This is a genomic window from Amycolatopsis alba DSM 44262 (assembly GCF_000384215.1).
GTDB lineage: Bacteria > Actinomycetota > Actinomycetes > Mycobacteriales > Pseudonocardiaceae > Amycolatopsis > Amycolatopsis alba.
This window is the reverse complement of sequence record NZ_KB913032.1, coordinates 2996208-3019596: the sequence shown is the minus strand read 5'-3', so window position 1 is coordinate 3019596 and position 23389 is coordinate 2996208. Positions and strand designations below refer to the sequence as shown.

The 23389-nt window shown below is 68.3% G+C and carries 23 protein-coding genes; 15 read left to right on the top strand and 8 right to left on the bottom strand.

Features of this window, described 5'->3' with window-relative positions:
• Positions 1-7: 7 nt before the first annotated feature.
• The 7 genes from AMYAL_RS0114180 (at position 8) to AMYAL_RS0114150 (ending at position 9890) form a co-directional block, all read left to right on the top strand.
• Positions 8-2182: a hypothetical protein gene (locus AMYAL_RS0114180; protein WP_157358206.1), complete on the top strand. Its 2175-nt coding sequence runs from the start codon at positions 8-10 to the stop codon at positions 2180-2182.
• Complete coding sequence (locus tag AMYAL_RS0114175) at positions 2183-3154, top strand: protein kinase family protein (RefSeq protein ID WP_026467061.1); 972 nt, start codon at positions 2183-2185, stop codon at positions 3152-3154.
• Entirely contained in the window at positions 3151-4224 is a 1074-nt protein-coding gene (locus AMYAL_RS0114170; RefSeq protein WP_039793969.1) for a GTPase domain-containing protein, read from the top strand. The genes AMYAL_RS0114175 and AMYAL_RS0114170 overlap by 4 nt, the downstream gene beginning before the upstream one ends.
• A complete protein-coding gene (locus tag AMYAL_RS0114165; protein WP_020631968.1) occupies positions 4221-5996 on the top strand; it encodes a hypothetical protein in 1776 nt (591 codons plus the stop codon). The genes AMYAL_RS0114170 and AMYAL_RS0114165 overlap by 4 nt, the downstream gene beginning before the upstream one ends.
• Before the next feature lie 69 nt (positions 5997-6065).
• Positions 6066-6857, top strand: coding sequence for an ArsR/SmtB family transcription factor (locus AMYAL_RS0114160; protein WP_020631967.1), 792 nt, complete (start codon positions 6066-6068; stop codon positions 6855-6857).
• 40 nt (positions 6858-6897) lie between these two features.
• On the top strand, positions 6898-7668 hold the full coding sequence (locus AMYAL_RS0114155) for a DUF3800 domain-containing protein (protein ID WP_051137667.1): 771 nt from the start codon (positions 6898-6900) through the stop codon (positions 7666-7668).
• Between the two features lie 104 nt (positions 7669-7772).
• Positions 7773-9890, top strand: coding sequence for a terpene synthase family protein (locus AMYAL_RS0114150; RefSeq protein ID WP_020631965.1), 2118 nt, complete (start codon positions 7773-7775; stop codon positions 9888-9890).
• Between the two features lie 123 nt (positions 9891-10013).
• Here the strand turns inward: AMYAL_RS0114150 and AMYAL_RS0114145 are convergent, their stop codons facing one another.
• Positions 10014-11192 carry a beta-1,3-glucanase family protein gene (locus AMYAL_RS0114145; protein ID WP_020631964.1) on the bottom strand — a complete coding sequence of 393 codons (1179 nt, stop codon included), beginning with the start codon at positions 11190-11192 and terminating at the stop codon, positions 10014-10016.
• A 304-nt stretch (positions 11193-11496) separates the two neighbouring features.
• Between AMYAL_RS0114145 and AMYAL_RS0114140 the strand changes: the two genes are divergently transcribed.
• The 5 genes from AMYAL_RS0114140 to AMYAL_RS0114125 all read left to right on the top strand — a co-directional run bounded on the left by AMYAL_RS0114140 (position 11497) and on the right by AMYAL_RS0114125 (position 14646).
• The gene (locus AMYAL_RS0114140) at positions 11497-12120 is read left to right on the top strand and encodes a sigma-70 family RNA polymerase sigma factor (RefSeq protein ID WP_020631963.1); all 624 of its coding nucleotides are present in this window, start codon (positions 11497-11499) and stop codon (positions 12118-12120) included.
• A gap of 439 nt (positions 12121-12559) precedes the next feature.
• Positions 12560-13210 (top strand): ANTAR domain-containing protein, encoded by a 651-nt coding sequence (locus AMYAL_RS0114135; protein ID WP_245192911.1) that lies wholly within the window; start codon positions 12560-12562, stop codon positions 13208-13210.
• A gap of 27 nt (positions 13211-13237) precedes the next feature.
• A complete protein-coding gene (locus AMYAL_RS50325) occupies positions 13238-13522 on the top strand; it encodes a GAF domain-containing protein (RefSeq protein WP_020631961.1) in 285 nt (94 codons plus the stop codon).
• A gap of 49 nt (positions 13523-13571) precedes the next feature.
• Complete coding sequence (locus AMYAL_RS50320; protein WP_020631960.1) at positions 13572-13679, top strand: ANTAR domain-containing protein; 108 nt, start codon at positions 13572-13574, stop codon at positions 13677-13679.
• 52 nt (positions 13680-13731) lie between these two features.
• Positions 13732-14646 (top strand): LysR family transcriptional regulator, encoded by a 915-nt coding sequence (locus AMYAL_RS0114125; protein ID WP_020631959.1) that lies wholly within the window; start codon positions 13732-13734, stop codon positions 14644-14646.
• On the opposite strand, the gene AMYAL_RS0114120 is transcribed toward AMYAL_RS0114125, so the two are convergent.
• Complete coding sequence (locus AMYAL_RS0114120) at positions 14643-15617, bottom strand: small ribosomal subunit Rsm22 family protein (protein ID WP_020631958.1); 975 nt, start codon at positions 15615-15617, stop codon at positions 14643-14645. The two genes, AMYAL_RS0114125 and AMYAL_RS0114120, sit on opposite strands and share 4 nt — an antisense overlap.
• Before the next feature lie 210 nt (positions 15618-15827).
• Between AMYAL_RS0114120 and AMYAL_RS0114115 the strand changes: the two genes are divergently transcribed.
• Together AMYAL_RS0114115 and AMYAL_RS0114110 are read left to right on the top strand one after the other, a co-directional pair.
• A complete protein-coding gene (locus AMYAL_RS0114115) occupies positions 15828-16250 on the top strand; it encodes a YciI family protein (RefSeq protein WP_020631957.1) in 423 nt (140 codons plus the stop codon).
• Between the two features lie 30 nt (positions 16251-16280).
• Positions 16281-17549 (top strand): RNA polymerase sigma factor, encoded by a 1269-nt coding sequence (locus AMYAL_RS0114110; protein WP_020631956.1) that lies wholly within the window; start codon positions 16281-16283, stop codon positions 17547-17549.
• Between the two features lie 5 nt (positions 17550-17554).
• On the opposite strand, the gene AMYAL_RS0114105 is transcribed toward AMYAL_RS0114110, so the two are convergent.
• A complete protein-coding gene (locus tag AMYAL_RS0114105) occupies positions 17555-17950 on the bottom strand; it encodes a sigma factor-like helix-turn-helix DNA-binding protein (RefSeq protein ID WP_020631955.1) in 396 nt (131 codons plus the stop codon).
• A 124-nt stretch (positions 17951-18074) separates the two neighbouring features.
• Positions 18075-18947: a thermonuclease family protein gene (locus AMYAL_RS0114100; protein WP_026467057.1), complete on the bottom strand. Its 873-nt coding sequence runs from the start codon at positions 18945-18947 to the stop codon at positions 18075-18077.
• Positions 18948-19096: 149 nt separating this feature from the next.
• Here AMYAL_RS0114100 and AMYAL_RS0114095 point away from each other — a divergent pair, with 149 nt between their 5' ends.
• Positions 19097-19507 carry a GNAT family N-acetyltransferase gene (locus tag AMYAL_RS0114095; RefSeq protein WP_020631953.1) on the top strand — a complete coding sequence of 137 codons (411 nt, stop codon included), beginning with the start codon at positions 19097-19099 and terminating at the stop codon, positions 19505-19507.
• On the opposite strand, the gene AMYAL_RS0114090 is transcribed toward AMYAL_RS0114095, so the two are convergent.
• The 4 genes from AMYAL_RS0114090 to AMYAL_RS0114075 all read right to left on the bottom strand — a co-directional run bounded on the left by AMYAL_RS0114090 (position 19488) and on the right by AMYAL_RS0114075 (position 23258).
• Positions 19488-21179 (bottom strand): L-lactate permease, encoded by a 1692-nt coding sequence (locus AMYAL_RS0114090; RefSeq protein WP_020631952.1) that lies wholly within the window; start codon positions 21177-21179, stop codon positions 19488-19490. The genes AMYAL_RS0114095 and AMYAL_RS0114090 overlap by 20 nt on opposite strands.
• Position 21180: 1 nt before the next feature.
• The gene (locus AMYAL_RS0114085) at positions 21181-21963 is read right to left on the bottom strand and encodes an IclR family transcriptional regulator (RefSeq protein ID WP_005165190.1); all 783 of its coding nucleotides are present in this window, start codon (positions 21961-21963) and stop codon (positions 21181-21183) included.
• Positions 21964-22243: 280 nt separating this feature from the next.
• Positions 22244-22651, bottom strand: a complete 408-nt coding sequence (locus AMYAL_RS0114080; RefSeq protein WP_020631951.1) for a CoA-binding protein — start codon at positions 22649-22651, stop codon at positions 22244-22246.
• A gap of 34 nt (positions 22652-22685) precedes the next feature.
• Positions 22686-23258 carry a hypothetical protein gene (locus AMYAL_RS0114075; protein WP_020631950.1) on the bottom strand — a complete coding sequence of 191 codons (573 nt, stop codon included), beginning with the start codon at positions 23256-23258 and terminating at the stop codon, positions 22686-22688.
• Between the last annotated feature and the right edge of the window lie 131 nt (positions 23259-23389).

Genomic DNA, 23389 nt, shown 5'->3' with positions numbered 1-23389 from the left:
GCCGGTGGTGAACACGACGGAAGTGGCCTTGGTCGACCTGCGCACGGGCGGCTGCCCACCCGAACCCTCGGGGCGGGTCGTGGTGCTCGACGACGCGGACTCGCTCGTCGAGCACGCGGAAAGCTATCTGGCCCTCACCGGTGAGGAAATGGTGACCGGGGTCGTCTGCGTGGCCGTCGGCGAGAGCGTGAACGCCGAGGGGCCGCACGACGGCGCCGTCCTCGAGATCCCGGCGGCGCTGACGTACGCCGCGATCCTCTGGGCCGGGGACACCCGTGGTGTCGAGTGGGCGCCCGGCAGCAAGGCACCGCGACCGGCCACCGGGACGGATTCGCTCGACAGCCTGATCGCCGCCCTGTGTGTCCCCGAGGTCTTCGACCAGGTGCTCGCCGCCGCCGAGCGGACCGGCCCCGCGACCAGCCCAGGGGTCCGGGTGGTCCCGGTGGGGCCCGACGCGCAGGAGCTCGCGGAAGCCCGCGACGCCGTGGTGCGACGGCTGGGTTCCGGCGAGGCGGCGGTGTCGCCCGCCGGGCTGAAGGACCTCCGGAGCATCGGCGGCGAGCGCCCGCCGGACCGGGCCGAGCTGGCCGATCCGGTCCGCGCCGCGGGGGCCGAAGCCGCCCGGCGAGTACGCCTGACCGGCTCGCTGGTCGCTCAGCTGGGCACGGCACAGGCGGTCTTCGGGAGCCGTCGCCCGACGGCCCGGCTGGGCGAGCACTTCGCGTGGGCGAGCGAGGCGGCCGAGAACCACCGCCTGTTCCTCGTCGAGGTACTCGATCGCGTCGACGGCCATCTCGAGAGCGGGTATCCGTTGCTCGACGATGTCCTCGATCTGGGCGTCCCCGCGCCGGTCGAGGTGGACCGGCGGCAACTCGTGACGGACTTGCGGGACCACGTCGACCGGCGTGTCGAAGCCGGGGTTTCGCTTCCGGGGCTGGCGAGGGAGCTGCGGATGGCCGCCGCGTCGGCGGCACCGCAGGGTTGCGCGGCGACCTTGCAGAAGATCCGCGAACATCCAGCGCCGGTACTGGTCATGCCGCGGTTCAGCCGGTGGCCGTTGTCCTTGGCGGCGATTCCCTGGATCTTCTTCAGCTGTTTCGCCCTGACCGTGCTGCTCGGTCCCGGCCTCGGCGGCTGGGTGGCGGGCGGCCTGCTGGCCGCCGCCTGGTTCGGGGCGGGCTGGCTGCTGCTGAGCCGCAGTCCCACCCCCGAGGGCGAGCGAGGATTCGACGCGACGCTCCCACCTGCATTGCTGGCTTACGCGATCGCGGCCGTGGCAGGCGTGTTCACCCGGTTCTCGCCGGAAACCGTTCTCCTTTCCTCGCTCATCTCCCCTTTGGCCGCGCAGTCGCTGAGCGTCGCCGTCGTCGCCATCAGCGCGTGCGTGGTCGTCTTCGGCTGGCGGTCGGCGGTACGACGCTGGCAGGCGGCGGTGGATTCGGCGGTCCTGCTGGAGACGATCGCGCGGCTGACCGGGCTGGCCGAGAACGCCGTCGGCCGGGAATGGGTGCCGATGCGACGGCACGCCGCGATCGCCGTGGCCGCGACGGAGGTGGCTTCGAGCCTCGAAGAGATCGGCAGGGAACTGGAACGGTCCGGTGAGCTGCTCTTCTCCGGGCCGTCGGACGGTCCCGGCCGCGAACCGCGGCATTCGGTGCCGCCCGAGGTGTACGACGTCGTCCGTGGCGACGTCGCCGACCTGGTCATGGCCGCCCTGGAACCGGTTTGGCCCGCCACGGAAAGCGGGCGTGACGTCACTCCGGGGGTGCTGTCGAAAGGGTTCGACCGGCTGCTGCACCGCTACGACACGCATGTCCGGCGCCGCGGTCTGCTCGCTCCGCCGGAGTTCGGCCGTGACCGTCGCGCGCGGGACGCGCTCACCGCACGGGTCTGGGCGGAATCGGCGGATTCCCCGGCGGTGCTGCGGATGGCGGCGGACGCGGACCTGACGCAGTTGTGCCGCAGCTCCCAGCTCCGGTTCCTCCGCACGGTGAACGAGCCGGAACTGATCCGCTTCGCGCCGGCTCAAGTGCGCCGGGTGCTCGCGGAACAGGGGACCGCCCGTCCGGTGACCGCGGATCCCCGGATCACCTGGAGCGAAAGCGGCGAGGTGGTGGGCGCGCTCCGCCTGTCACCGCTGCGGCCCGAGTCCGTCCGGAAGTCATGGGGAGGGGTGTCCTGAGTGGACAGAAGTGAGGAAACGGTCCGCTGCCGTGACGTCAGCGGGCGGCTGCGGGAGATCCGCCTGTCGTACGGCAGTGACTTCGTCTCGCCGGGATCGGTGCTGAGCCAGCAGCTCGTGAAGGCGAACGAACAGTTGTACGTCCGGAAGTTCGTCTCGAAGAGCGACGGCGGCCGTCATCCCCGGCTCTATCGGTTGCTCGACAACGAAGTACGCGCCGGCACCCGGCTCGCCCAGGTCTTCGCCGACCGTTACCCGGCCGAACTGGCGCGGCTGGTCGCCTACAACATGGACACGGACGAACCCTTCGTGCTCCTGCGCGCCTATCTCGGCGACCCGGCGGCGGCCGCCGTCAAGCGGTTCGACGACGCCGAACGCCGTCAGTTCCAGATCGGCGTGCTCCGTGCCCTGCACCTCACCGGGGTGGCGGGGGTCGTGCACGGCGCGGTGAGCCTCGACGCGGTGCGCTGGTCCGAAGGCCAGGTGCAGCTCGTCGACTTCGAATCGGCCGAGCGGGCAGGGGAACCGCGGGCGGACGCGAGCACGGCGCCGGTCCGGTCGCCGGAGCAGATCGCGGGCGAGGGCGTCGCCGACGTCCGGGACGACCTCTGGGCCGCGGGCGGGCTGATCCGCGCGCTCTACTCCGCCGCGCCCCAGGACCGCAGCCGCGATCCGGAGCGGCTCCGCGTGTTGCTGGGCGACGTCTTCGACAACCCGCTCGAACACCGTCCGCACGCGGCGGATCTGCTGCAGAAGCTGCACGCCCCCGTGTCTTCGCCGCCGGTCACGAACCCTGACGACGCCTTGCGGGAGGGGCGGTCGCTCTTCGACCGGATCAGCGCGGACCGCCGGAGGACCCCCGGAAGACCCTCGACGATTTCGGCCGCTCCCCGGCCGAAGTCCGCGTTGCTGATGCTGGCCGTTCTCGCCGTCGTCGTCTGCGTGATCACCGGATTGGTGGTACTTCTGTGACAGAGCAACATTCCCGGCCGGTGCGGTGCCCGATCTGCGCGGACGAGTTCGCCTGGCCGGACGAGCCGGTCGTCTCCCTGTACGACGCGGAACACGCCCGCTACGACCTGGTCGACATCTCGGCGTTGCCCGCCGCCAAACAGGCCGACCTGACCCGCCGGGGCTATCGCGCGTGCCCGAATCCTTCCGGCGACACCACTCCCCACTACCTGCCCGCCACCTACGCCGACTATTCGGATCCGCTGGTGGTGGGCCTGATCGGGGCTCCGACGTCCGGTAAGACGCATCTCCTCACCGCGATGATCCGGCAGGCCTACACCGGCGGACTGCGGCCCTACCGGATCACCGCCGCGGCGCTGGATTTCCGAAGGCACGCCCATTTCCGCGAGACCTACATCGAACCCTTCGAACGTGGCGGGGCGTTGCCGGGAACGCATACCGGCATCATCGAGGCGGCGGACATCCTGCTGCTCCGGGGGCCGGGCGGAGAGCGTCCGGTGACTTTCTTCGACGTGGCGGGCGAAGACCTCGAAAGCCCCGAAGCCCGCAACCGGGCTTCGCGGTTCTTGGTGGGGGCCGACGCCGTGATCTTCGTGCACGCGTCCGAAGACCCGCTGGACACCAAGCGCCAGGTCGCGGAAAGCGAGAACAAGTCGTTCGACCTGGCCATCGAACGGCTGCAGGGCATCGAAGGGGCCCGTGCGCTGCCCGCGACGATCGCGGTGACCAAAGCGGACCGGCTGCGTTACCAGCCACCCGTCGACCGATGGCTGCGGCGGGGAGACGAGCAGGTGCTGAACGCGGAGAGGATCCGCGCCGAGAGCCGCGACGTCTACGCGTATCTGCACCACGTCGGCGCCGGAGCGTCGCTTCGGCCGTTCGAGTCGTTCGCGCGCAGCACACTGCATTTCGTGTCGGCGAGTGGCGGTGACGTCGTCGTCGGCGATGACCTGACACGACGCTTCCCTCGGGGCGTCCGGCCGGTCAGGGTCCTCGAACCCTTGATCTCGATCTTGGCGATGACCGGGGTCATTCCCGGTTCGGAGGCGGAAATGGTGGGTCGGCCATGACCAGCGCACGGTCCCAGTTCTCGGTCGACCAAGCCGGTTTCGGCTTCTCGCAGGAGAAGAACGCGTTGCGGATGCGCGACAATTCGTTCGCGTCCGATGCCGAAGCGCGGATGTGGGAGACGCGGCTGATCGACCACGTCCGCATCGTCCCGATCGGCACCGCCGACGTACCGGACACGGCCTGGTCCTATTTCCGGTTCGACGACGGCACGGCGGCTCTCCTGCATCGCCTGAGAGCCGGGCATTCCAGCGGCCGCAACGATTCGCAGGCGCTGATCGGCAGCGCGGATGCGCTCACCGCGTCCGTCGCGCTGGGTTTCGCGTGGAAACACCGTTCGTCCGGGGGCGAGCTTTCGGCGTCCTGCCACGCGCACCTCCTCGTCGAGGCGGAATCCTATGGGATCCATCGTGGTTATCTCCGCGACAAAGCGCAGGAATGGTGGGACGCCTTCGTCACCGTGCTCGCGCGTGTCCTGGAGAAACCCGGAGATCCGCTGAGCGTCATCGGCTGCCCGGACGAGTTCCGGCTCATGATGATCGCCACTTTGCGGGCCATCGTGGAAGATCAGCGTCTCGACCGCCGCGGGATCCTGCCGTTCGGTTCCTTCTCGACCTACGAACACAGCCACGACACGAGCGTCGTGGGCCTTCCCGATCTGGTCTTCCTCAGCAAGCGGCCTTCGGGCCTCGGGACCGTCGAGCGGGTCGTCGTCGATCTGGTGCGGGACGACGGCGAGGGGGTATACGCGGACGAAGCGCGCCTGATCCTCGACAGGTTTATCAAGACACAGCCGCCACCCGAACAGGTGATGGCCGTCCGGGAGAGTGACAAGCCGGTGCCGTGGAAGAGAATCGAAAGCACAGGTCCCGAGCCGCGGCCGTCTGCTCAACCCGCGCGCCGCCGCCAGGAACCCTCGGCCGGAAAAACCGCCGGGCTGCTGCGGGCCAGGTCGCTCGCGGAATTCGGCGCCGAGCTGGACCGGCTGAGCGCACCGTGCCAGCTGCAGCACATCCGGCAGGAGGTGCGGAACGAACTGGATGTGCGCACGGTGGACACACTGACGGCGCTCGTCGAAAACGACCTCGTCCGGGACCTCGAATCCCGGCTGCTCGAGATCATGTACGGGAAGTCCTTTTCGGATCTCGAAGACGCGGTGGCGCTGAAACACGCGAAGGCGTACATCGCTCAGGGCCGGTCGGGGCGGTTCTCCCGGCTGTTGGCGCGGGACGTGGAGAAACGCAACCCGATGGACGCCCTCGGTGCCGTGTTCGACCGGTGGGTGAACGAAGACCCGAACCGGGCCCAGACCCCCTCGCGGCTGGCTCAGCGGGCGAAACGAGTCCGGCACCTGCCCCTGATCCTCGCGGTCGCCGCCATCGCGGTGCTGACGGCGGTGTTCCTGCTCGGCGTCCTCGTCGGCGGTTCACCGGCCGCTCCGCAGGCGGCCGCTCCGCCGGTCCCGTCGCCGCCCGCCGGGCTCGTGGTGGCGGTGCCGCCGGTCACCAGATCCGTCGCCGGCACCGTACCCGCCGGGTACCAGGTGTTCGCCTTCCTCAAGGCGGACGAGCTGTACTACCCGCAGTCGGTTTGCGAGAAGCCGCGGGCCGATGCCTGGTCGTGCCGGTGGCAGCCGTCGACGGCGCTCCAGACGGCCGTGCCCGTCGCGATCCCGGTTCCGGTGGGCCGGGTGGCGGGACTGGCCGAACAGGCCGCCGCCCGCGGCGGGATCCCGCACGAAGCCGGGTGGGGGCTCGAACTCGGCGATGCCTGAGTTGACATGCAGCCACAAGGCTGCCTAAAGTGAAAGGCAGCTGGAAGGCTGCATATCGGGGAGAGCGACATGGACGAGGTGTTCAAGGCGCTGGCGGACGCCAGCCGCCGCCGGTTGCTCGACGATCTGAACGCCCGCAACGGCCAGACCCTGCGTGAACTGTGCGCGGGGCTGGACATGGCGCGGCAGTCGGTCAGCAAGCATCTGGCCGTGCTGGAGGCGGCCAATCTGGTGACCACGGTGTGGCGTGGTCGCGAAAAGCTGCACTACGTGAACGCGGAGCCGATCAACGCGATCGCCGAGCGCTGGATCGACCGGTACCACCAGGGCCGGGTCGAGGCGCTCACCGACCTCAAGAAGGCATTGGAGCAGGAACCCATGGGTACCGACGAATTCGTCTACACCAGCTACATCAAGACGACACCGGAGCGGCTTTGGCAGGCGCTGACCGATCCGGTCTTCACCAAGCGGTACTGGGGATGCGAGTTCACTTCGGACTGGAAGCCGGGGTCCACGATGGCCTGGGACCAGCTCGGCGTGCGACTGGAAGACGCCGAACAGGTCGTACTGGAATCGGATCCGTACCGGCGGCTGTCCTACACGTGGCACACCTTCACCCCGGAGTTCGGCAAGTCGGTCGGCCTCGACGACGACGTGTCGGCGAAGCTCCAGTCCGAGTCGAGGTCGAAAGTGACCTTCGACCTCGAACCGGTCGGCGACACGGTGAAGCTGACCGTCGTGCACGACGGATTCGACCAGGGCAGCACCGCGCTGGAGATGGTCAAGGGCGGCTGGCCGTCGATCCTGTCGAGCCTCAAGACGCTGCTCGAAACCGGTGAGCCGCTGCCAGAGCCCGCGTAACCAGGTCGACGCGGCCCGCGCGATCAGGCAGGATCCGCGTGTGACCCTGGAGATCGCTTGCGACGAGTCCGGGTCCGAGGGCGAGAAACTGATCGGCGGGCAGACCGACGTGTTCGCGCACGCGGGGGTCCGGCTGAGCGCCGAAGAGGCCGCGGGCTGCCTGAAGGAACTGCGGCGCAGGATCCGCTCCCCGGCGGTCGAGTACAAGGCCAACCATCTGCTCCGCACGAAGCACCGGCGGGTCCTCGAATGGTTCCTCGGCCCGCTCGGCCCGGTCCACGGGCGGGCTCAGGTGTACCTCGTGGACAAGAAACTGCTGCTGGCGAACGAACTCCGTGCCCTCGTCGGCCGGGCCGTCCCGCCGGACGACGAAGTCCTCGCCGCGTTCAACGACGTGCTGCGGACCCGCAACCGCCGGGATCCGGCGGCGGGGTCGTTCTTCGCGATGGCAGGCGACACCGCGGAACTGCGGGCGAAGGTCGCCGAGTCGCGTGACGCCAAGATCCTCGATCCGCTGGTGCCCGCGATCCTCCGCGCCGTCGAGCATTGGAGCGCGGGCGGGGAGCGGGTTTACCTCGTCCACGACGAACAACCGTCGCTCAAGGGCGAACGGCTCGCCCGGATCGAGGCCAGTCCGGGGCTGGCCGGGCTGGAATTCGTGGATTCGCGGACGGATCCCCGTGTCCAGGTCGCCGATTTCCTGGTCGGTGTCGCCCGCCGGATCGCCGAAGACGAACTGAACGGAAACGGCGACGCGGTCTTGACCGGATTACTCGCGCCGTATGTCGACTCGGCGTCCCTCTGGCGCTGATTCACTCCTTGGTGCGCCGAATCGCTCGGGTGGCCGTTGCCCGGCACCGCGCTGTGCTGGAAACGTCGGGACGGATCCGACACCGGCACGGGAGGCAATCGCAGATGCAGGCTTTCACCTTGCCCGAGTTCTACGTGCCGTATCCGGCCAGGATGAATCCGCACCTCGAAGCGGCGCGGGCGCACAGTATGGCCTGGGCGAGGCGGATGGGAATGCTCGATTCGCCCGCACCGTCCGGGGACGTCGTGTGGACCGAGCAGGCGCTGGCGAAAATGGACTACGCGTTGCTCTGCGCGCACACCCATCCGGACTGTGACGGGCCGTCCCTCGATCTGGTCACGGACTGGTACGTGTGGGTGTTCTTCTTCGACGACGATTTCCTCGCGCAATTCAAGTACACGCGGAACACCGAAGGTGCGAAGGCCTATTTGGACCGCCTGGAACTGTTCATGACCGGGCCGGGCGAAACAGCGCCGGAACCGGGGAATCCGGCCGAAGCCGGGCTCAAGGACCTTTGGGCGCGTACCATTCCCTCGATGTCGGAAGCCTGGCGACGGCGTTTCGTCACCAGCACGCACAACCTGATGGTCGAATCGCTCTGGGAACTGGACAACATCGACCGCGGCCGGATCGCGAACCCCATCGAATACATCCAGATGCGCCGACGGGTCGGTGGAGCGCCGTGGTCGGCGAACCTGATCGAGTACGCCGTCGGCGCCGAAGTGCCGGACAGGATCGCGGCGACCAGGCCGATGGAAGTCCTGCGCGACACCTTCGCCGACGCCGTCCACCTTCGCAACGATCTCTTTTCCTACCAACGTGAAGTGCGCGAAGAGGGGGAGAACTCCAACGCCGTCCTCGTCTTCGAGAAGTTCCTCGGCCGCTCGACGCAGGACGCCGCCGAACTCACCAACGACCTGCTGACCTCGCGGCTGCAGCAGTTCGAGAACACCGCGCTCTTCGAGGTGCCCGCGTCGCTGGTCGAACACGACGTCTCGCTGCCCGAGCAGATCGCGGTCGGCCTGTATGTCAAGGGCCTGCAGGACTGGCAGTCCGGCGGTCACGAATGGCACCGGCGGTCGAGCCGGTACATGAAAGAGAGCGCCGGGTCGCCGTGGCTCTCCCCGAACCGGCTGGGGCTGGGCCGCCGGATCCGGCAGCAGGCACCCGCGCCGTTCGCGAAGGTGGGACACCTGCCGCTGCCGGAGTTCCGCATGCCGTACCCCGTCCGCACCAGCCCGCATCTGGCCGCCGCCCGCGAGTACGCGCCGGGCTGGGCGAAGGAGATGGGGATGTTCGACGACGGGCTCTGGGACGAGCGCCGGTGCCGCGGTATCGACCTGGCGTACTGCGCCGCGATGATCGACGCGGACGCGGACTTCGAACGGCTGAAACTGTCGACGGACTGGCTCACCTGGGGCACTTACGCCGACGACTACTTCCCCGCGGCGTTCGGGACGAAGCGGGATCCGGTGGCCGCGAAACTGTGCAGTGACCGGCTTTCCCTGTTCATGCCGCTCGACGGCGAGCCGGTGCCGAAGCCGTCGGGCGCGCTCGAGCGAGGGCTCGTCGATCTGTGGGACCGCACGGCCGGGCCGCTGCCGCCGTACTCACGTGCCGAGTTCCGGCGGGCGATCGAGAGCATGACCGCGAGCTGGGTCTGGGAGGTGGCGAACCGGGCGCAGAACCGGGTCCCCGACCCGGTCGACTACGTGGAGATGCGGCGGCGGACGTTCGGGTCGGACTTGACGAAGAGTCTCGCGCTCCTCGAACTCGGCGACGTCGTGCCGCCGGAGCTTCGCCAGAATCGCGTGCTGTTCGAGCTCGACACCGCGGCGCAGGACTACGCGGCCTTCTCCAACGACCTGTTCTCGTACCAGAAGGAGATCGAATACGAGGGCGAGGTGCACAACCTCGTCTACGTCGTCGAACGGTTCCTCGCGGTGGGCCGGGACGAGGCCCGCGACATCACCGCACGGCTGATGAACGCGCGCCTGGAGCAGTTCGAGCAGCTCGCCGACGAGGACCTGCCGCGGATGTGCGACGACCTCGGGCTCGACGACGACGTCCGCGCGGCGGTGACGAGGTACGCGGAGCACCTGAAGGACTGGATGGCCGGAATCCTGGAATGGCACCGGAACTGCGTGCGGTACACGCCGGAGGAGCTGGCGCGTGCCCACACCCCTGAACTGTCGGCGGTCGGGGCTCGTCACTGGAAGTGAGGGGTGTGTGGAGACAGGGACGGTGAACGTCCCTGTCTCCACACACCCGTCATGACAAGACCTGTCACGCGGGACCGTGTGGATTTCTGCGCGTCCAACGCACCGAAATCCACACACTCAGTCTCAGAAGGCCGTCAGGGTGATCCGCGCGGTACGCGGGTCCCCGTCGTGCACCAGCGACTCGAAGTGCCCGACGTCGTCGAAGGCGAATCCGTACGCCTTGCCGTCGACCATCTGCTCGTGCACGATCCGCGAGTAATGGTCGGTCACGGACTGCTTGTAGAACGGGCCCGCGTCATAGGTCGGCTGCGTGTGCAGGGAACCGAGGGTCGACCGGTGCAGCGCCGCGCACAGCGTCCGCGCGATCGGGCCGACGACCTGATCGTTCGGCGCCTGCAGCCGTCCATCGCAGTTGAAGACGTCGCGGGTGCTCGGCTTGCTGAACGAAGCCACCGTCGCGCCTGAAGTGTTCGTGAAGCGCATGACGTCGTCCCCGCCGGTCTTGCCGGTGAACTTCTTGCCGGGCTCGGCCTCGAACGGGACCACCGTCAACGGCGTCGACTTGTAGGTGTTCCAGGCGCTCGTGACGTAGCCGTCGAGGTAGCTTCCGCTGAACTTGCCGGTGTCGAGACCCTTGCCGGGCGCGAGGACCCGCAGGTTGTTGTACACCAGGTTCGAGAAACCGGACTGTCCCTTGACCCCGTTGAAGATGTTCGCGCGGCCGCCCGGCTTGAGGCGCCCGGCCTCCTTGTTCGCGCCGGCGCCGTTGGTCAGCCCGACAGCGTGCGGCACGCTGAACATGTCCACCTGCGAGCTGTTGATGAACAGCCCGCCGTTGTCGTAGGTGAACTCGCTCCAGTCGAACAGGATGTCCCGGTTCGGGTCGGCGTCGGCCCACGGTGCGGGCTGCACCAGCCCGTCCGGGGTCAGGAAGAACTTGATCTTCTGCCCGAACGACATGTAGACGCGGCCCGAGAGCATCCGCGGGATCCGCACCGTGGTCGAGCCGCCGTTGCCGGGGCCCGCGATGGCGACGTCCGGCGCGGGGCTCGGCGGGTTCGCGCCCGGCGGCCACGGGGTGAAGGCGCCGCCGGCGTTGACGTAGCCGAGTTTGCCGGTGTTGAGGTTCGTGCCGAGCACGTAGAGGTAGACCGCGTCGGAGCGGTTCGAATTGTTGGTGACGGTCAGCGGCAGCGGATCGGGACCGGCGGCGACCGCGGCAGGCGCCGAAAGCACCGTGACCAGGGGGAGGGTGACCGCCAACGCGGTCAAGACGCGCCGGATCTTCTTGCGGATGCGCACAGTTCACTCCTCGGCGGAATCCCGCCGCGGAACGCGAACGCGCCGCGGCGGTGCTTGCGGATGTCGGCCGGGGGCGCGTTCACCGGCCTTGGCGTGACCTTGGCGAGGGGTCTCAGCACGGGAAGTTACGTCCCGTGCGACAACGTGTCCAGACCACTGGTGGGAATCTGTCCGGTTTTCTGCCCGGACGGACACTTTCTCGCGGACCTTCGTCGTTTGAGGTGGCCGGATATCTCGACTACCGTGGTCCGCGTTCCGTCCTGGACCCCGGCGGCCGGGTTTTCTCATCCGTGGGGAGCGGGGCATGGACGGCGACGAGTTTCCGGTGCGAAGAACCGGTGGCGGTGAGACGTGGATTTCGCCTGCCTGCTGGGACGATCTGGCCAAGGCGGCGGCGGGCGGCGAACCGCACGGAATGGACTTCCTCATGGCCGCTCTCGTGCCGTGGGCGCGGCAGTACGCCGAGACCCGGCTCGGCGGCCGGGACCTGACCTATCTGGAACCCGCAGACGTCGCGCAGGAGATCTGCCTGGCGGTCTTCATCGCGGTTCCCGGCTATGGCCTGCGCGGCGGCTCCTTCCTGTTCCTCATGCGCGCCATCGCGGCGAACAAGGTCGCCGACGTCTTCCGGAAGGCCGCGCGGAGCAGACAGGTGCTGACCGGTGAACTGCCCGAGCGGCCGGCGGGCGCCGCGGACGAACCGGAGCAGCGCGCCCTGCGGACCGACCTCGGGGTCCGGCTCGGCAGGCTGCTGCGGATGCTCCCGGTCTCGCATCGCGAAGTGCTGGGAATGCGGGTGATCGGCGAGCTGACGTCGAACGAGACCGCGGCCGCACTCGGCACGACGTCATCACGTGTGCGGGTGACCAAGCACCGGGCGATCAGCAGGCTGCGTGCCTGCGCTCAGCGCCAGGACGCCTTGAGCTGAATACGGATCAGCAGCCGGAGAAGTGGATTCTCCCGCTTGGCCCTGATCTCGAGAATGCGAACGCACATGGCCCCTCCAGAGCTCACTGATGAGCGCCGTTGCCGAGGACCAGGACAAGCGGTCGCGGGTCCACCCTAGGCGCGGACAGCGGGACCGGAACCGGCTGAACGGCCGATTGAGGCCCGCACGGGCCGGGCATTCGGCTCTTCGGGCTACTGCATTGGTGCCTGAGAAGTCGCCGTGGGGCGGCAAAGAGACGAAAAAGTGCCACAATGACCCTTGGCCCGGCCGAGATGGCCGCGCTGTTCGCCCTTGGCCCTGGCGAGCCCGTCCGATACCGGACAATGCCGAAAGGCACACTATGAGGCCCCAACGGCCTGATCGCACAGCCCGTGTCTGGGCGAAGTTGCGTTTTCTCGCTTCGGAGACCGATTCGACGGTGACAGTGGAACATGCCTGTGTTGTCTGCGGAGATGTTCTCGAAGCCGCCGGAGTCGGGCTCACCCTGGTGGCGGGGGAAGGGCTCGCCGAGCCGGTCTTCGCCACCGACGAACGCAGCCGCGAATTGGAAGATCTGCAGTTCACGCTTGGTGAAGGACCGGCGCTGGAAGTGCTCTGCGAAGGTATGCTCATCGTCGTAACCGATGTGACCAGTTCAGAGGCGGCACTCCGCTGGCCGGTGTTCGCGCCCGAGGCGATCGACAGAGGCGTGAAATCGATCATCGCGGTGCCGATTCAGGTCGGTGCGATCAAAGTGGGTGTTGTCGACTGTTATCGAGAGCTCGCCGGATTCCCTTCGCGGGAAGGGCAGGCGGAGGCTCTCGTCTGCGTCGAGGCGGCGATCGACCTCGTCGTCGCCGATGCCGACATCGGCAGGCCCGGCCTCGCCGAAGTGATCGATCTCGAATTCACAGAGCACCGTGCCCAGGTGCATCAGGCCACCGGCATCGTGTCGGTCCAGCTCGACATCGGGCTACCGGACGCGCTCGCCCGCCTGCGCGCCCACGCCTACGCGGGCGACAGAAAGCTCAATGATGTCGCCAAAGACGTGGTGCTGCGACGGTTGACGTTCCGGCCCGAGTCGTCCTGAGCGTGTGCCCAAGGAGACACCAGAACGATGACCGACCCGGCGACCGTCTTACGGGAAACCTTCGTGGAGTTGGCGGACACCCTTGTCGATGACTTCGATCTCATCGAGTTCCTCGATCTGCTCGTGTTCCGATGCGGCGACGCGCGCGGCACGCTGACCATGGTGGCCGCGTCCGATGAACAGACCCGGCTGCTCGAATTGTTCCAGCTGCAGAACTCCGAGGGCCCGTGCCTGGACTGCTACCGGAACGCCGAGCCGGTGTTCTGCCCGGATCTGGTGCGTGCGCGCGGAAGATGGCCGAAGTTCTCGTGAGCCGCCTTGCTCGACGACGACGGGTTGCGGCTGGGTCTCCGGTTTTCCGGTGGACGAAGCGTTCGGCGTAATGCGCGCCCACGCGCGGAGCAACAATCTCAAGATGCTCGCCGTGGCGACCGGGATCATCGACCGCACAGTGGAAATCCCGCGCTGAACGATACCGATTCGGCGCTTGTCCGCGCTTCGGCGATACCTAAGATTGATGGGTGTTTTCCCTGGAGCAGCTGGTGAGTTTCGTCGCGGTGGCCGAGGAACTGCACTACGGCCGGGCGGCGGAGCGGCTCTCGATGACCCAGCCGCCGTTGAGCAGGCGGATCCAGTTGCTGGAGCGGGAACTGGGGGTCGAGCTTTTCGACCGGACGCACCGCACCGTCCGGCTGACCCCGGCCGGACGGGTTTTTCTCGTCGAAGCAAGGAAAATACTGCGTTCGTCGCAAGAGGCGACGCTGTATGTCCGCCGGGCGAGGAAGGGCGAGGTCGGGGTCGTCACGGTCGGTTTCACCGCCACCGCGGCGTATTCGTACCTGGAACGAGTTCTCGCCGCGGCGAACGCCGAAGCGCCCGGCGTCGATCTGGTGCTGCGGGAAATGGTGACATCGGCGCAGGTGGAGGAGTTGCTGGCGGGCGGGGTCGATCTCGGCATGGTCCGCCCGCCGGTGACCGGCGGCGACATCGTGACCCTGCCGCTGTGGCGGGAACCGCTGCTGGCGGCGCTGCCGTCGGCGCATCCTTTGGCGCGGCGCAAGAAGAATCCCGACGTGCGTGACTTCGACGGCGAGCCGTTCATCATGTATTCGCCGTCGGAGTGCCGGTATTTCCACGACGTGCTCGTCGCGGTGTTCCGGACGGCGCGGGTGCTGCCGGAGTACACGCAATACGCCAGTCAGGCGCATACCGTGCTCGCACTGGTCAAGGCGGAACTCGGGGTCGCGCTGGTGCCGGCCGCGGCCGCCGCGCTGCGGTTCGAAGGTGTCGTGCTCCGCCCGGTGGACGGCGTCGAGAGCCGTCCGGTGGAACTCGAACTGATGTGGCGGCGGAGCAACGACAATCCGGCGCTCGGCGCGCTGCTCACCGTCATCGGCAATCTCGCGCGGCGCGCCCGTCAGTCCACAGTGGACTAGATTGGCCAGGCATCGCCCCATTCGGCGTCGCGGGCCGCCCGGTAGGCCGTGCCGTGCCGTTTGGTGACGATCGTTTCGGTGAGCCCGGCTTCGGCGCACAGGGACAGGCTGACCATGCCCTTGCGTTTGGCCGGATGCCGCAGGATCCGGCCCTCGGCCCGGTCCGGCGCCGTGCGTGAGGCGACGACGTAGGAGAACTTCTCGTCCTCGAAGCCGAGCGTCCCGGATTTGAGCTGGCGGTGCAGGCCGGTGCGCGGGAGCCGTGCGGAGAAGTGACACCAGTCCTTGCCGCGCGGGATCGGGCAGGCGCCCTCGTGCGGGCAGGGCGCGACCAGGGAAAGCCCGAGCTCGACGAGCTGGTCCCGCGCTTCGACGATGCGTTCGTAGCCCGCGGGGGTACCGGGTTCGATCAGCACCAGCATCGCGGCCTTCGCCGACAGCCAACGGACGACGTCGGCCCGGCGGGGCTCGGGCAGCTCGCCGAGGACGTAGGAAAGGGTCACCAGATCGGCGTCCGGGGCCGCAGCGGCCGGGTCGATCAGCCCCTGCCGCCAGGTCGAGCCCCGTACGGCCTGGGCGATGGCGCTGCCCGCGAGCCGTCGTCCCAGCGCGATCGCCCCGGAGACCTGCTCGACGACCGTGCTCTCCTCCAGCGACGGCCACACCTCGGCCGCGGCCCAGATCGCTGCCCCGGTCCCGCCGCCGATGTCGATCTGCGTGCGCGGAGCGAACCCTGGAGCGCGGAGGGCGGCTTCGGCGAGAACAGCGTGTACGGCCGCGTAGGTGGCCGGCATCCGGTAGCCCGCGTACGCCGCGATGTCGGCCTCGGAGGACAGGATGGGCGCGCTCGCGGGGGCGTTCTCGCGGTAGCGCGTGCTGAGCCGCTCGACGGACTGGGTCAGCCTGTTCTGCGGGTACTTGCCCAGCTCTTCATCGAGGGCGGAGCGAAGGGCTTCGGGGAGTGCGGACACGGTTAAGAGTAGATCCAGTCGCGCGGAGCGCGTCCATCAAGGGTGGGTGGTGGGGATGGGGTGGCATCTTCCATGGGCGGTTGACCTGGGGTTTTCCGGCTGCTCGAATACTCGCGGAAAAAAGTTCGGGGACCGTGTCGAAAGCCGGGGTGCCCGATCGACGCGTTGGTGAGGCAGGGGACGAGCCCCCGCCGGGAACGGAGACTTGCGATGCGGTTCATGGTGATCGTGAAGAGCGACGAGAAGACCGACGCGGCCGGTGCGCAGCCGAGCGCCGAGGAGCTGCAGGAGATGGGGAAGTTCAACGAGGAACTGGTGAAGGCCGGCGTCATGCTCGCGGGTGAAGGACTGCACCCCAGCTCCGAGGGTTTCCGCATCCAGTACTCCGGCGACACCGAGGCCAGGGTCGTCGACGGGCCCTTCGCCGAGAGCAAGGAACTCATCGCGGGCTACTGGATCCTGCAGGTCAAGGACAGGGCCGAGGTCATCGAATGGATGAAGCGGGCGCCGTTCCGCGAGGGCGAGATCGAGATCCGCCGCGTGTTCGAGCTCGAAGAGTTCTCCGACGCCACCCCCGAGATCATCGAGCACGAGAAGAAGCTGCGGGAGCAGGCCGAGGCGAACCAGGCCTGATGGTTGCGATCGGCGCGCCGACGAGGTTGATTGGTCGGCGTGACGGCAACTGCAGACCCCCGTTCGGCGATCGACGCGGTGTGGCGGATCGAATCGGCCCGCCTCATCGCCGGCCTCGCGCGGATGACGCGCGACGTCGGCCTCGCTGAGGAACTGGCGCAAGACGCGCTGGTCGCCGCGCTCGAACAGTGGCCCGAGTCGGGCGTCCCGAGGAATCCGGGCGCCTGGCTCATGACCACGGCCAAACGCCGGGCGGTCGACACTTTCCGCCGCAACGAGCGGTACGACCGGAAGCTCGGTGAGATCGGCCGCGAGCAGGAGTTCGACGAGGAACCCGATTTCACCGAGGGCCTCGACGACCACATCGAGGACGATCTGCTCCGGCTGGTGTTCACCGCCTGCCACCCGGTGCTGTCGACCGAGGCCAGGGTGGCACTGACGCTGAAGATGATCGGCGGGCTCCAGACGCACGAGATCGCGCGGGCGTTCCTCGCCAAGGAGACCGCCATCGCGCAGCGGATCGTCCGGGCGAAGAAGACGCTCGGCGACGCCAAGGTCCCGTTCGAGGTGCCCGAGGGCGCGGACAGGGTCGCGCGGCTCTCCTCGGTGCTCGAAGTCATCTACCTGATCTTCAACGAGGGATACTCGGCGACGGCGGGCGAGGACTGGATGCGGCCGGCGCTGTGCGAGGAGGCGCTGCGGCTCGGCCGGATCCTGGCCGGGCTCATGCCGAAGGAACCCGAGGTGCACGGGCTCGTCGCGCTGATGGAGATCCAGGCGTCGCGGTCCGCCGCGCGGGTGGGGCCGACCGGTGAACCCGTCCTGCTGATGGACCAGGACCGCGCCAGATGGGACCGGCTCCTGATCGGGCGCGGCCTCGCCGCCCTGGAACTCGCCGAGTCGCTCACCGGCGGCGCTTTCGGCGTCTACGCCGCGCAAGCCGCCATCGCCGCCTGCCACGCGCGGGCCCGGACGGGCGAGGAGACCGATTGGGGGCGCATCGCGGTCCTCTACGAAGGGCTCGGGAAGCTGAATCCGTCGCCGGTGATCGAGCTGAACCGCGCGGTGGCGCTGTCGATGGCCGTCGGACCGGAGGCGGGGCTCGAAGTGGTCGACAAGCTGACGTCGGAGCCCGCGCTGAAGTCGTATCACCTGCTGCCGAGCGTGCGCGGCGACTTCCTGGCGAAGCTCGGCCGCCTCGACGAGGCCCGCGCCGAGTTCGAGCGCGCGGCGGAGATGACCGGGAACGACAGGGAACGCACCCTGCTGCTGAACCGCGCCGCCGAGTGCACCCCCTGACCGGGTCAGGCGGGGGCGGGCCGCAGCGTGGTCAGGGCGCGGTGCTGACCCAGCCGGACGGCCTGCACGGAGCAGCCGAGCGCCAGCGCGGTGTCGTCGGCGGAAAGCCCGACAAGTGACCGCAGCACCATGATCTCGCGCTGCTGCCCCGGCAGCCCCGAAAGCGGATTCGGGAGTTCGGCGGCGGTCCGGTGGAAGTCCTCCACCAGACCCCGCGTGACCTCGTAGGCGAACGTGAGCAGCGCGGGCGCCTCGGCCGCGCCCGCGAGGATCGCGAGGCAACTGTCCTTCGCGACCGCGTCAGCGGTGTCGTAGGTACCCGTCCGGCGTCCGATCCGCGCGCGGCAATAGCGCACGACGAGGACGCGGACGGCGTCGACCAGTTTCGAAGCTGTCTCCATCCGCCCGCCGGCCTCCTCCGACCGCCGCGAACCGTGTCTTTGCATCGGCTCCCTCTCCCACCTTTCAGATGAGCACGGCCGGAGGGGAGGGAGGTACGGTCTTTTTGCCCACACGGGGCACGGGTCAGGCCTCGATGAAGACGATCCGTTCCGGTTCGATCGTCAGGTTCACGGTCTGCCGCTTCACGCTCACCAGGGTTTCGAATTCCGTGGCGTGCCCGTCCGGGACGGTGAACAGGCGGTCGTTGCGCGAATCGAGGAAATCGGAGAAACCGGTCAGCGATACCCCGCCGGTCTCGTCGAGCGCGAGGTAGTCGACGAGCCTGCGGAACAGTTTCGGCAGGATCACCAGCTCGTCGGCGAGTTGCCGTCGAGAGGAGAGCTTGAACCCGGAGTTCGTGACGTCGTGCGGCCACAGCCCGAGCCCGTCTTGGCGCGCTTTGACGGCGGCTTCGGCCAAGGCGTCACGGAGATCGGGGTAAAGCAGTGAATAGAACGTCGGGTAGACGAGTCCGTCCGCGATCTGCCGGTAGTTCACGGAGTTCTTCAGCGTTTTGACGTCGAGATGGACCTGGGAAAGATCCGCCGACCTGCCCGGTCGTTGCCCGGCAAAGGCGAACGCCACCGCTCGTCCGTATTTGTCGGCGAATCGCGTCAGTATGTGACCGGCTACCTTGATCGGGGTCGACGAAGTGACCGTTCCCCGGCCGTCGCGCTGGACGCTTTTGAAGCCGAGGGCTTTCAGCAGGTTCGCCGAGGCGGCGTCGGCGAATTCCGCGGGCTGGTGCCACATCCCGCCGGTTCCCCTGGCCTGGTAATGCGTTTCGAGCGCGTCGATGGCGTCGAGCCGCAACTGCATCCCGCCCCGCGAATTGAGCCGGACCTTCAGGCCCGCCTTCTTGGTCGCCTGGGGATCATCGGGATAGAACCGTACCGAATCGCCGTCCGGTGAGGCTCCGACAAGCTGGAACGTACCTTTGATCAGGGTCATGGGCATGAGGACAACGGTAGTTCTCATTCCGGTGAACGAACCAGGTGTTCATCCATCCAGAGCAGTCGCCGGTAAAGATCAGATGACCACTGTGGACATTCTCGGGGATCTTCTAATGATTGGCGTGAAATGATCACTTCGTGGATGCTGACCGGATGACCGATTTCTCCTATCGCTGGCGTGACCCGGTCACCGACGACGAGATGTCCGATCTCGTCCGTTCGCACGGCGGGGAACCCGTGCCGGGCTGGTGGAACGGCGTCCGGCGGTACAGCCTCGGCTGGGTCACCGCCCGCGACAACGCCGGGACGCTGGCCGGCTTCGTGAACGTCGCCTGGGACGGCGGGGACCACGCCTTCCTGCTCGACACGAAGACCCGCGGGACATACCAGCGCCGGGGCGTCGCGACGGCCGTCGTCCGGCTGGCCGTGAGCCACGCGCGGGCGGCGGGCTGCGAATGGCTGCACGTCGACTTCGTGCCGGAACTGCGTTCGTTCTACTTCGACGCCTGCGGATTCCGGCCGACCGAAGCGGGCCTGATCCGGCTCACGGGCCAGGAATCATGAAACTCAGCACGGTCGCCTGAAGCAGCGAGATCACCCCGACCACGGCGGTCAGCACGACCGACCACAGGAACGTCTGCCGCAGCAGCACGCCCTCCTTCCCGGACTGCCCGATCGCGGTGGCGCCGATGGACAGGTTCTGCGGCGAGATCATCTTGCCCATCACGCCGCCGGAGGTGTTCGTGGCGCCCGCGAGGATCGGATCGACGTGCAGCTGCTGCGCCGAGATCACCTGCATCGGCCCGAAGAGACTGTTCGTCGAAGCGTCCGAGCCGGTGAGGAAGACGCCGAGCCAGCCGATGTAGGCGGAGAACAACGGGAACAGCACGCCGGTGGTCGCCAGCGCGAGGCCGAGGGTCTGCGTCGCACCCGAGTAGTTCATGACGAACGCGATCGCGAGGATCATGAAGATCGTCGCCAGTGCCCACCGCATCTGGTGCAGCGTCCGGCGGTAGGTGGCCAGCAGCAGCCGGGGTTTCGCGCCCATCGCGAAGCCCGCCACGATTGCCGCGAGCAGGGCCACGGTCCCCGGCGAATAAAGGAAATCGACGGTCAGCGTCGCCGCGTACGGCGTGTCCTTCGGCGTGATCGGCGCGTGCTGGACGACCTCCTTGTGCAGCCCCGGCCACGCGAACACCCAGTCGGCCTTGTGCAGCAGTTTCGTCAGGTCCAGCCAGTCCGGCAGGTTCTTGAAGATCGTGCCGATCCGCGAAAGGAAGATCGCCGCGATCAGGACGATGTACGGCGCCCACGCGTACAGCGCGCCGCGTTCGGCCTTCGCCGCGCCGAGACTCGCACCGGCCGTCGCCGGTTCTTCGCCTTCGAAACGCCAAACCGCCGACGGCTGCCAGAACCGCGTCAGTATCCACAGCGAGGCCATCGCGGCGAGCGCGGCGACGACGTCGACGAGGCTCGGGCTGATGAAGTTCGAGGTGACGAACTGCATGATCGCGAACGCCAGACCGGCCGTCAGCACGGCCGGCCAGACCTCGACCATCCGTTTCCAGCCCGCGAGGACGACGATCAGGAAGCCGGGGACGATCAGGGCCAGCAACGGGAGCTGGCGGCCGACCATCGACGAGAACAGGTCCGTCGCCTGGTCCTGTTTCAGGCCGAGGATCGGCGCGGTCAGCCTGCCGAGCACGATCAGCGGGTTGCCGAGGCCGCCGAACGCGACCGGCGCGGTGTTCGCCAGCAACGCGAGCACGACCGCCTTCACCGGCGGGAAGCCGAGCGCGGCCATCATCGCCGCGGTGATCGCGATCGGCGAGCCACCGCCCGCGATCCCTTCCAGCAGCGCGCCGAAGCCGAACGCGATCAGCAGCGCCTGGAGGCGGCGGTCCTCGCTGAACCCGGCGAGGACCGCCTTGATGCTGTCGAACCGTCCGGTCGCGACGGTGACGTTGTGGAAGTACACGGCGTGGAACGCGATCCAGGCCACCGACCACACCCCGAAGACCAGGCCCATCGCCGCGGAATCGAAGGCGAGCCCGGCAGGCATGCGGTACAGCAGTACCGCGACCAGCAGCGCGGTGATCAGTGCCAGGGCGGCAGAGAGCTGCGCCGACCGGCGCAGGACGCCCAGTGCCACCAGCAGCACGATGATCGGCAACGCGGCGAGCGCTGCGGACAGCCACAGCCCGCCCGCCGGCTGGTAGTCCTGGATCCAGCCCACTTCAGCCCCTTTGCGCGCGGACGTAACCCAGCCGGAGGGAGAGCGCGGCGGCGGTCCCGGCCACCGTCGCGCCCAGTTCGTCGGTCCGGCGGAGCACGCGGCCGGCGGGGCCCGCGATGCTGATCGCGGCGATCGGCCGTCCGGTGTGGTCGCGGACGGCGGCGGCCACGCAGCCGACGTCCGGTTCGTTCTCGACGTCGTCGACGGCCCAGCCGCGACGGCTCGTCCTGGCCAGGTCGTCGAGCAGCCGGGCCGGATCGTTGATCGTCTTGAGGGTGAGGCTGTCGAGTTTCATCCGGCGGATGCGTTCGACGCGGTCCTGTTCGGGCAGTGCCGCGAGCCACGCCTTGCCCAGCGACGTCGCGTGCTGCGGACGCCGGGTGCCGAGACGGCAGGCCAGGGTGACGGCGTTGGCGCTGCGTTCGGTGGCGACGTAGACCATCGTGTCGTTGTCCGGGACCGCGAGATAGGTCGTCTCGCCACTCCGCTCGGCGAGCGACGCGAGGTAACGCGGCGCGCAGCGGTGGAGGTCGGTCGCCGCCATCGCGCGGGCGCCGAGTTCGACCAGCCGGGTGCCGAGCCGCACGCGGCCGGTGGCGCGATCGGCTTCGAGGTATTCGAGATTCTTGAGGGTGCCGACGATGCGGTAGGCGGCGCTCCGGGAGAGACCCAGTTGCCTGGCGATCGCGTTGGTGGAAATCTCCTGGTTCTGGCCGACGTGCTCGAGAACCGCTAGTCCGCGCTCGAGAGTGCCGCTGGAATCCAGGCCGCGGGGTGTGCCCACTTCGCCCTCCGTTGGACCGGGGTGCCGATGACCGGCACCTGTTTCCGCTAAGCGGATTCGGACGTTAACAGCTCGGTCCACCCTTGGGAAGGTTTCTTAACAAACTGTCGACCGGACAAGTTTTCCCAGCTCGGAGGCTTCCGGTCAAGATCACCGGTTTGGACCAATCCTTTCGGCGGGTCCGATTCGACGTATGACTTCAGGGGTCATTTTTCTGTTCACGGATATGAAAGAACCCCCGCCGGGAAATCGCGGCGAGGGTTCGGCCCGGAGTCCGTTTCTAACGGACCGAGAGATTCGCGACCGCCCGGACGACGGCCGTGCAGCGGTTTTCGACGTAAGCCAAACCGCCTTCTTCGGCGATCCGGCGGGACTCGGCGGAGACGATGTCCTGCTGAAGCCAGAGCGCCTTCGCGCCGATCGCGACGGCCTGTTCGGCGATCGGCGGAGTGTCCGCGGCCGGACGGAAGACGTCGACGAGGTCGACGGGCTCCGGGATGTCGGTGAGCGAGCGGTAGACCTTCTCGCCCAGCAGCTCGTCGGCCGAAGGGTGGACGGGGATGATCCGGAACCCGTGTTCCTGGAGTACGGCGGCGACCCCGTGCGAGGATTTGGCCGGATCGCGGCTCAGCCCCACGACGGCGATGGTCTTCGATCCGGCGAGGATTTCGGTGGCGCGATCGGTCATACCGGGTTCAACCACGGCGAACCGCCGCGAATTCCTAGAGCTTCCAGAGCCGCAGGCCGCGCACGCGGTACACCGGCCAGACCACGTGCCAGGCGCGGCGCCGCAGGAAGGCCGCGGAACAGGTCAGGACGCTGCGCGCGGACGTCGTCGCGACGTCGTGGCGGTCCGGCCAGCTCTCGCCGTGCCGCCCGGCGGCGATCCGGAAGACGTTGACCAGGCCGCGGCCCTGCATGTCGAACTTCGCGCCGGTGTCACCGGAATCCGGGGTCAGTGACGCGATCTCCGGGCCGAACGCGGTCGCGGGCGCCGGGCCCGCGTCGGCGGGAAGGTCACCGACGGTCGCCGCGATCGCCTTGCCGTAGAGACGGCGGGTGTAGCGCTGAAGCAGGATCCGTTCCCACAGCGGCAGGACACGGCGGTGCTTGAGCAGCGCCGAACACTCCGCGTGCCCGATGGCGAAGATGTCGGTCAGCTCGTCGTAGGCGTTGTGCGAGGCGGGTTCGTTGAGGTGTACCCGTACCTCGTACCGGATACGCGCGGTGAGCTCGTCGAGCTCTTCGCGGCGGTCGATCCTGGTCTTCGCCCGTGAGAGCGTCCAATCGGACATGGGAAGCAGGCTAGGTGATGACCAGGGTGGCGCGAGACCCTTTCGGCCTAATCTCGCCGTACCGGCCAGTGGAACGGGCACCTTGTGCGGGCCTGGGTGACGGGGCAGAGTTCGGCTGTCGGAAGGAGCCC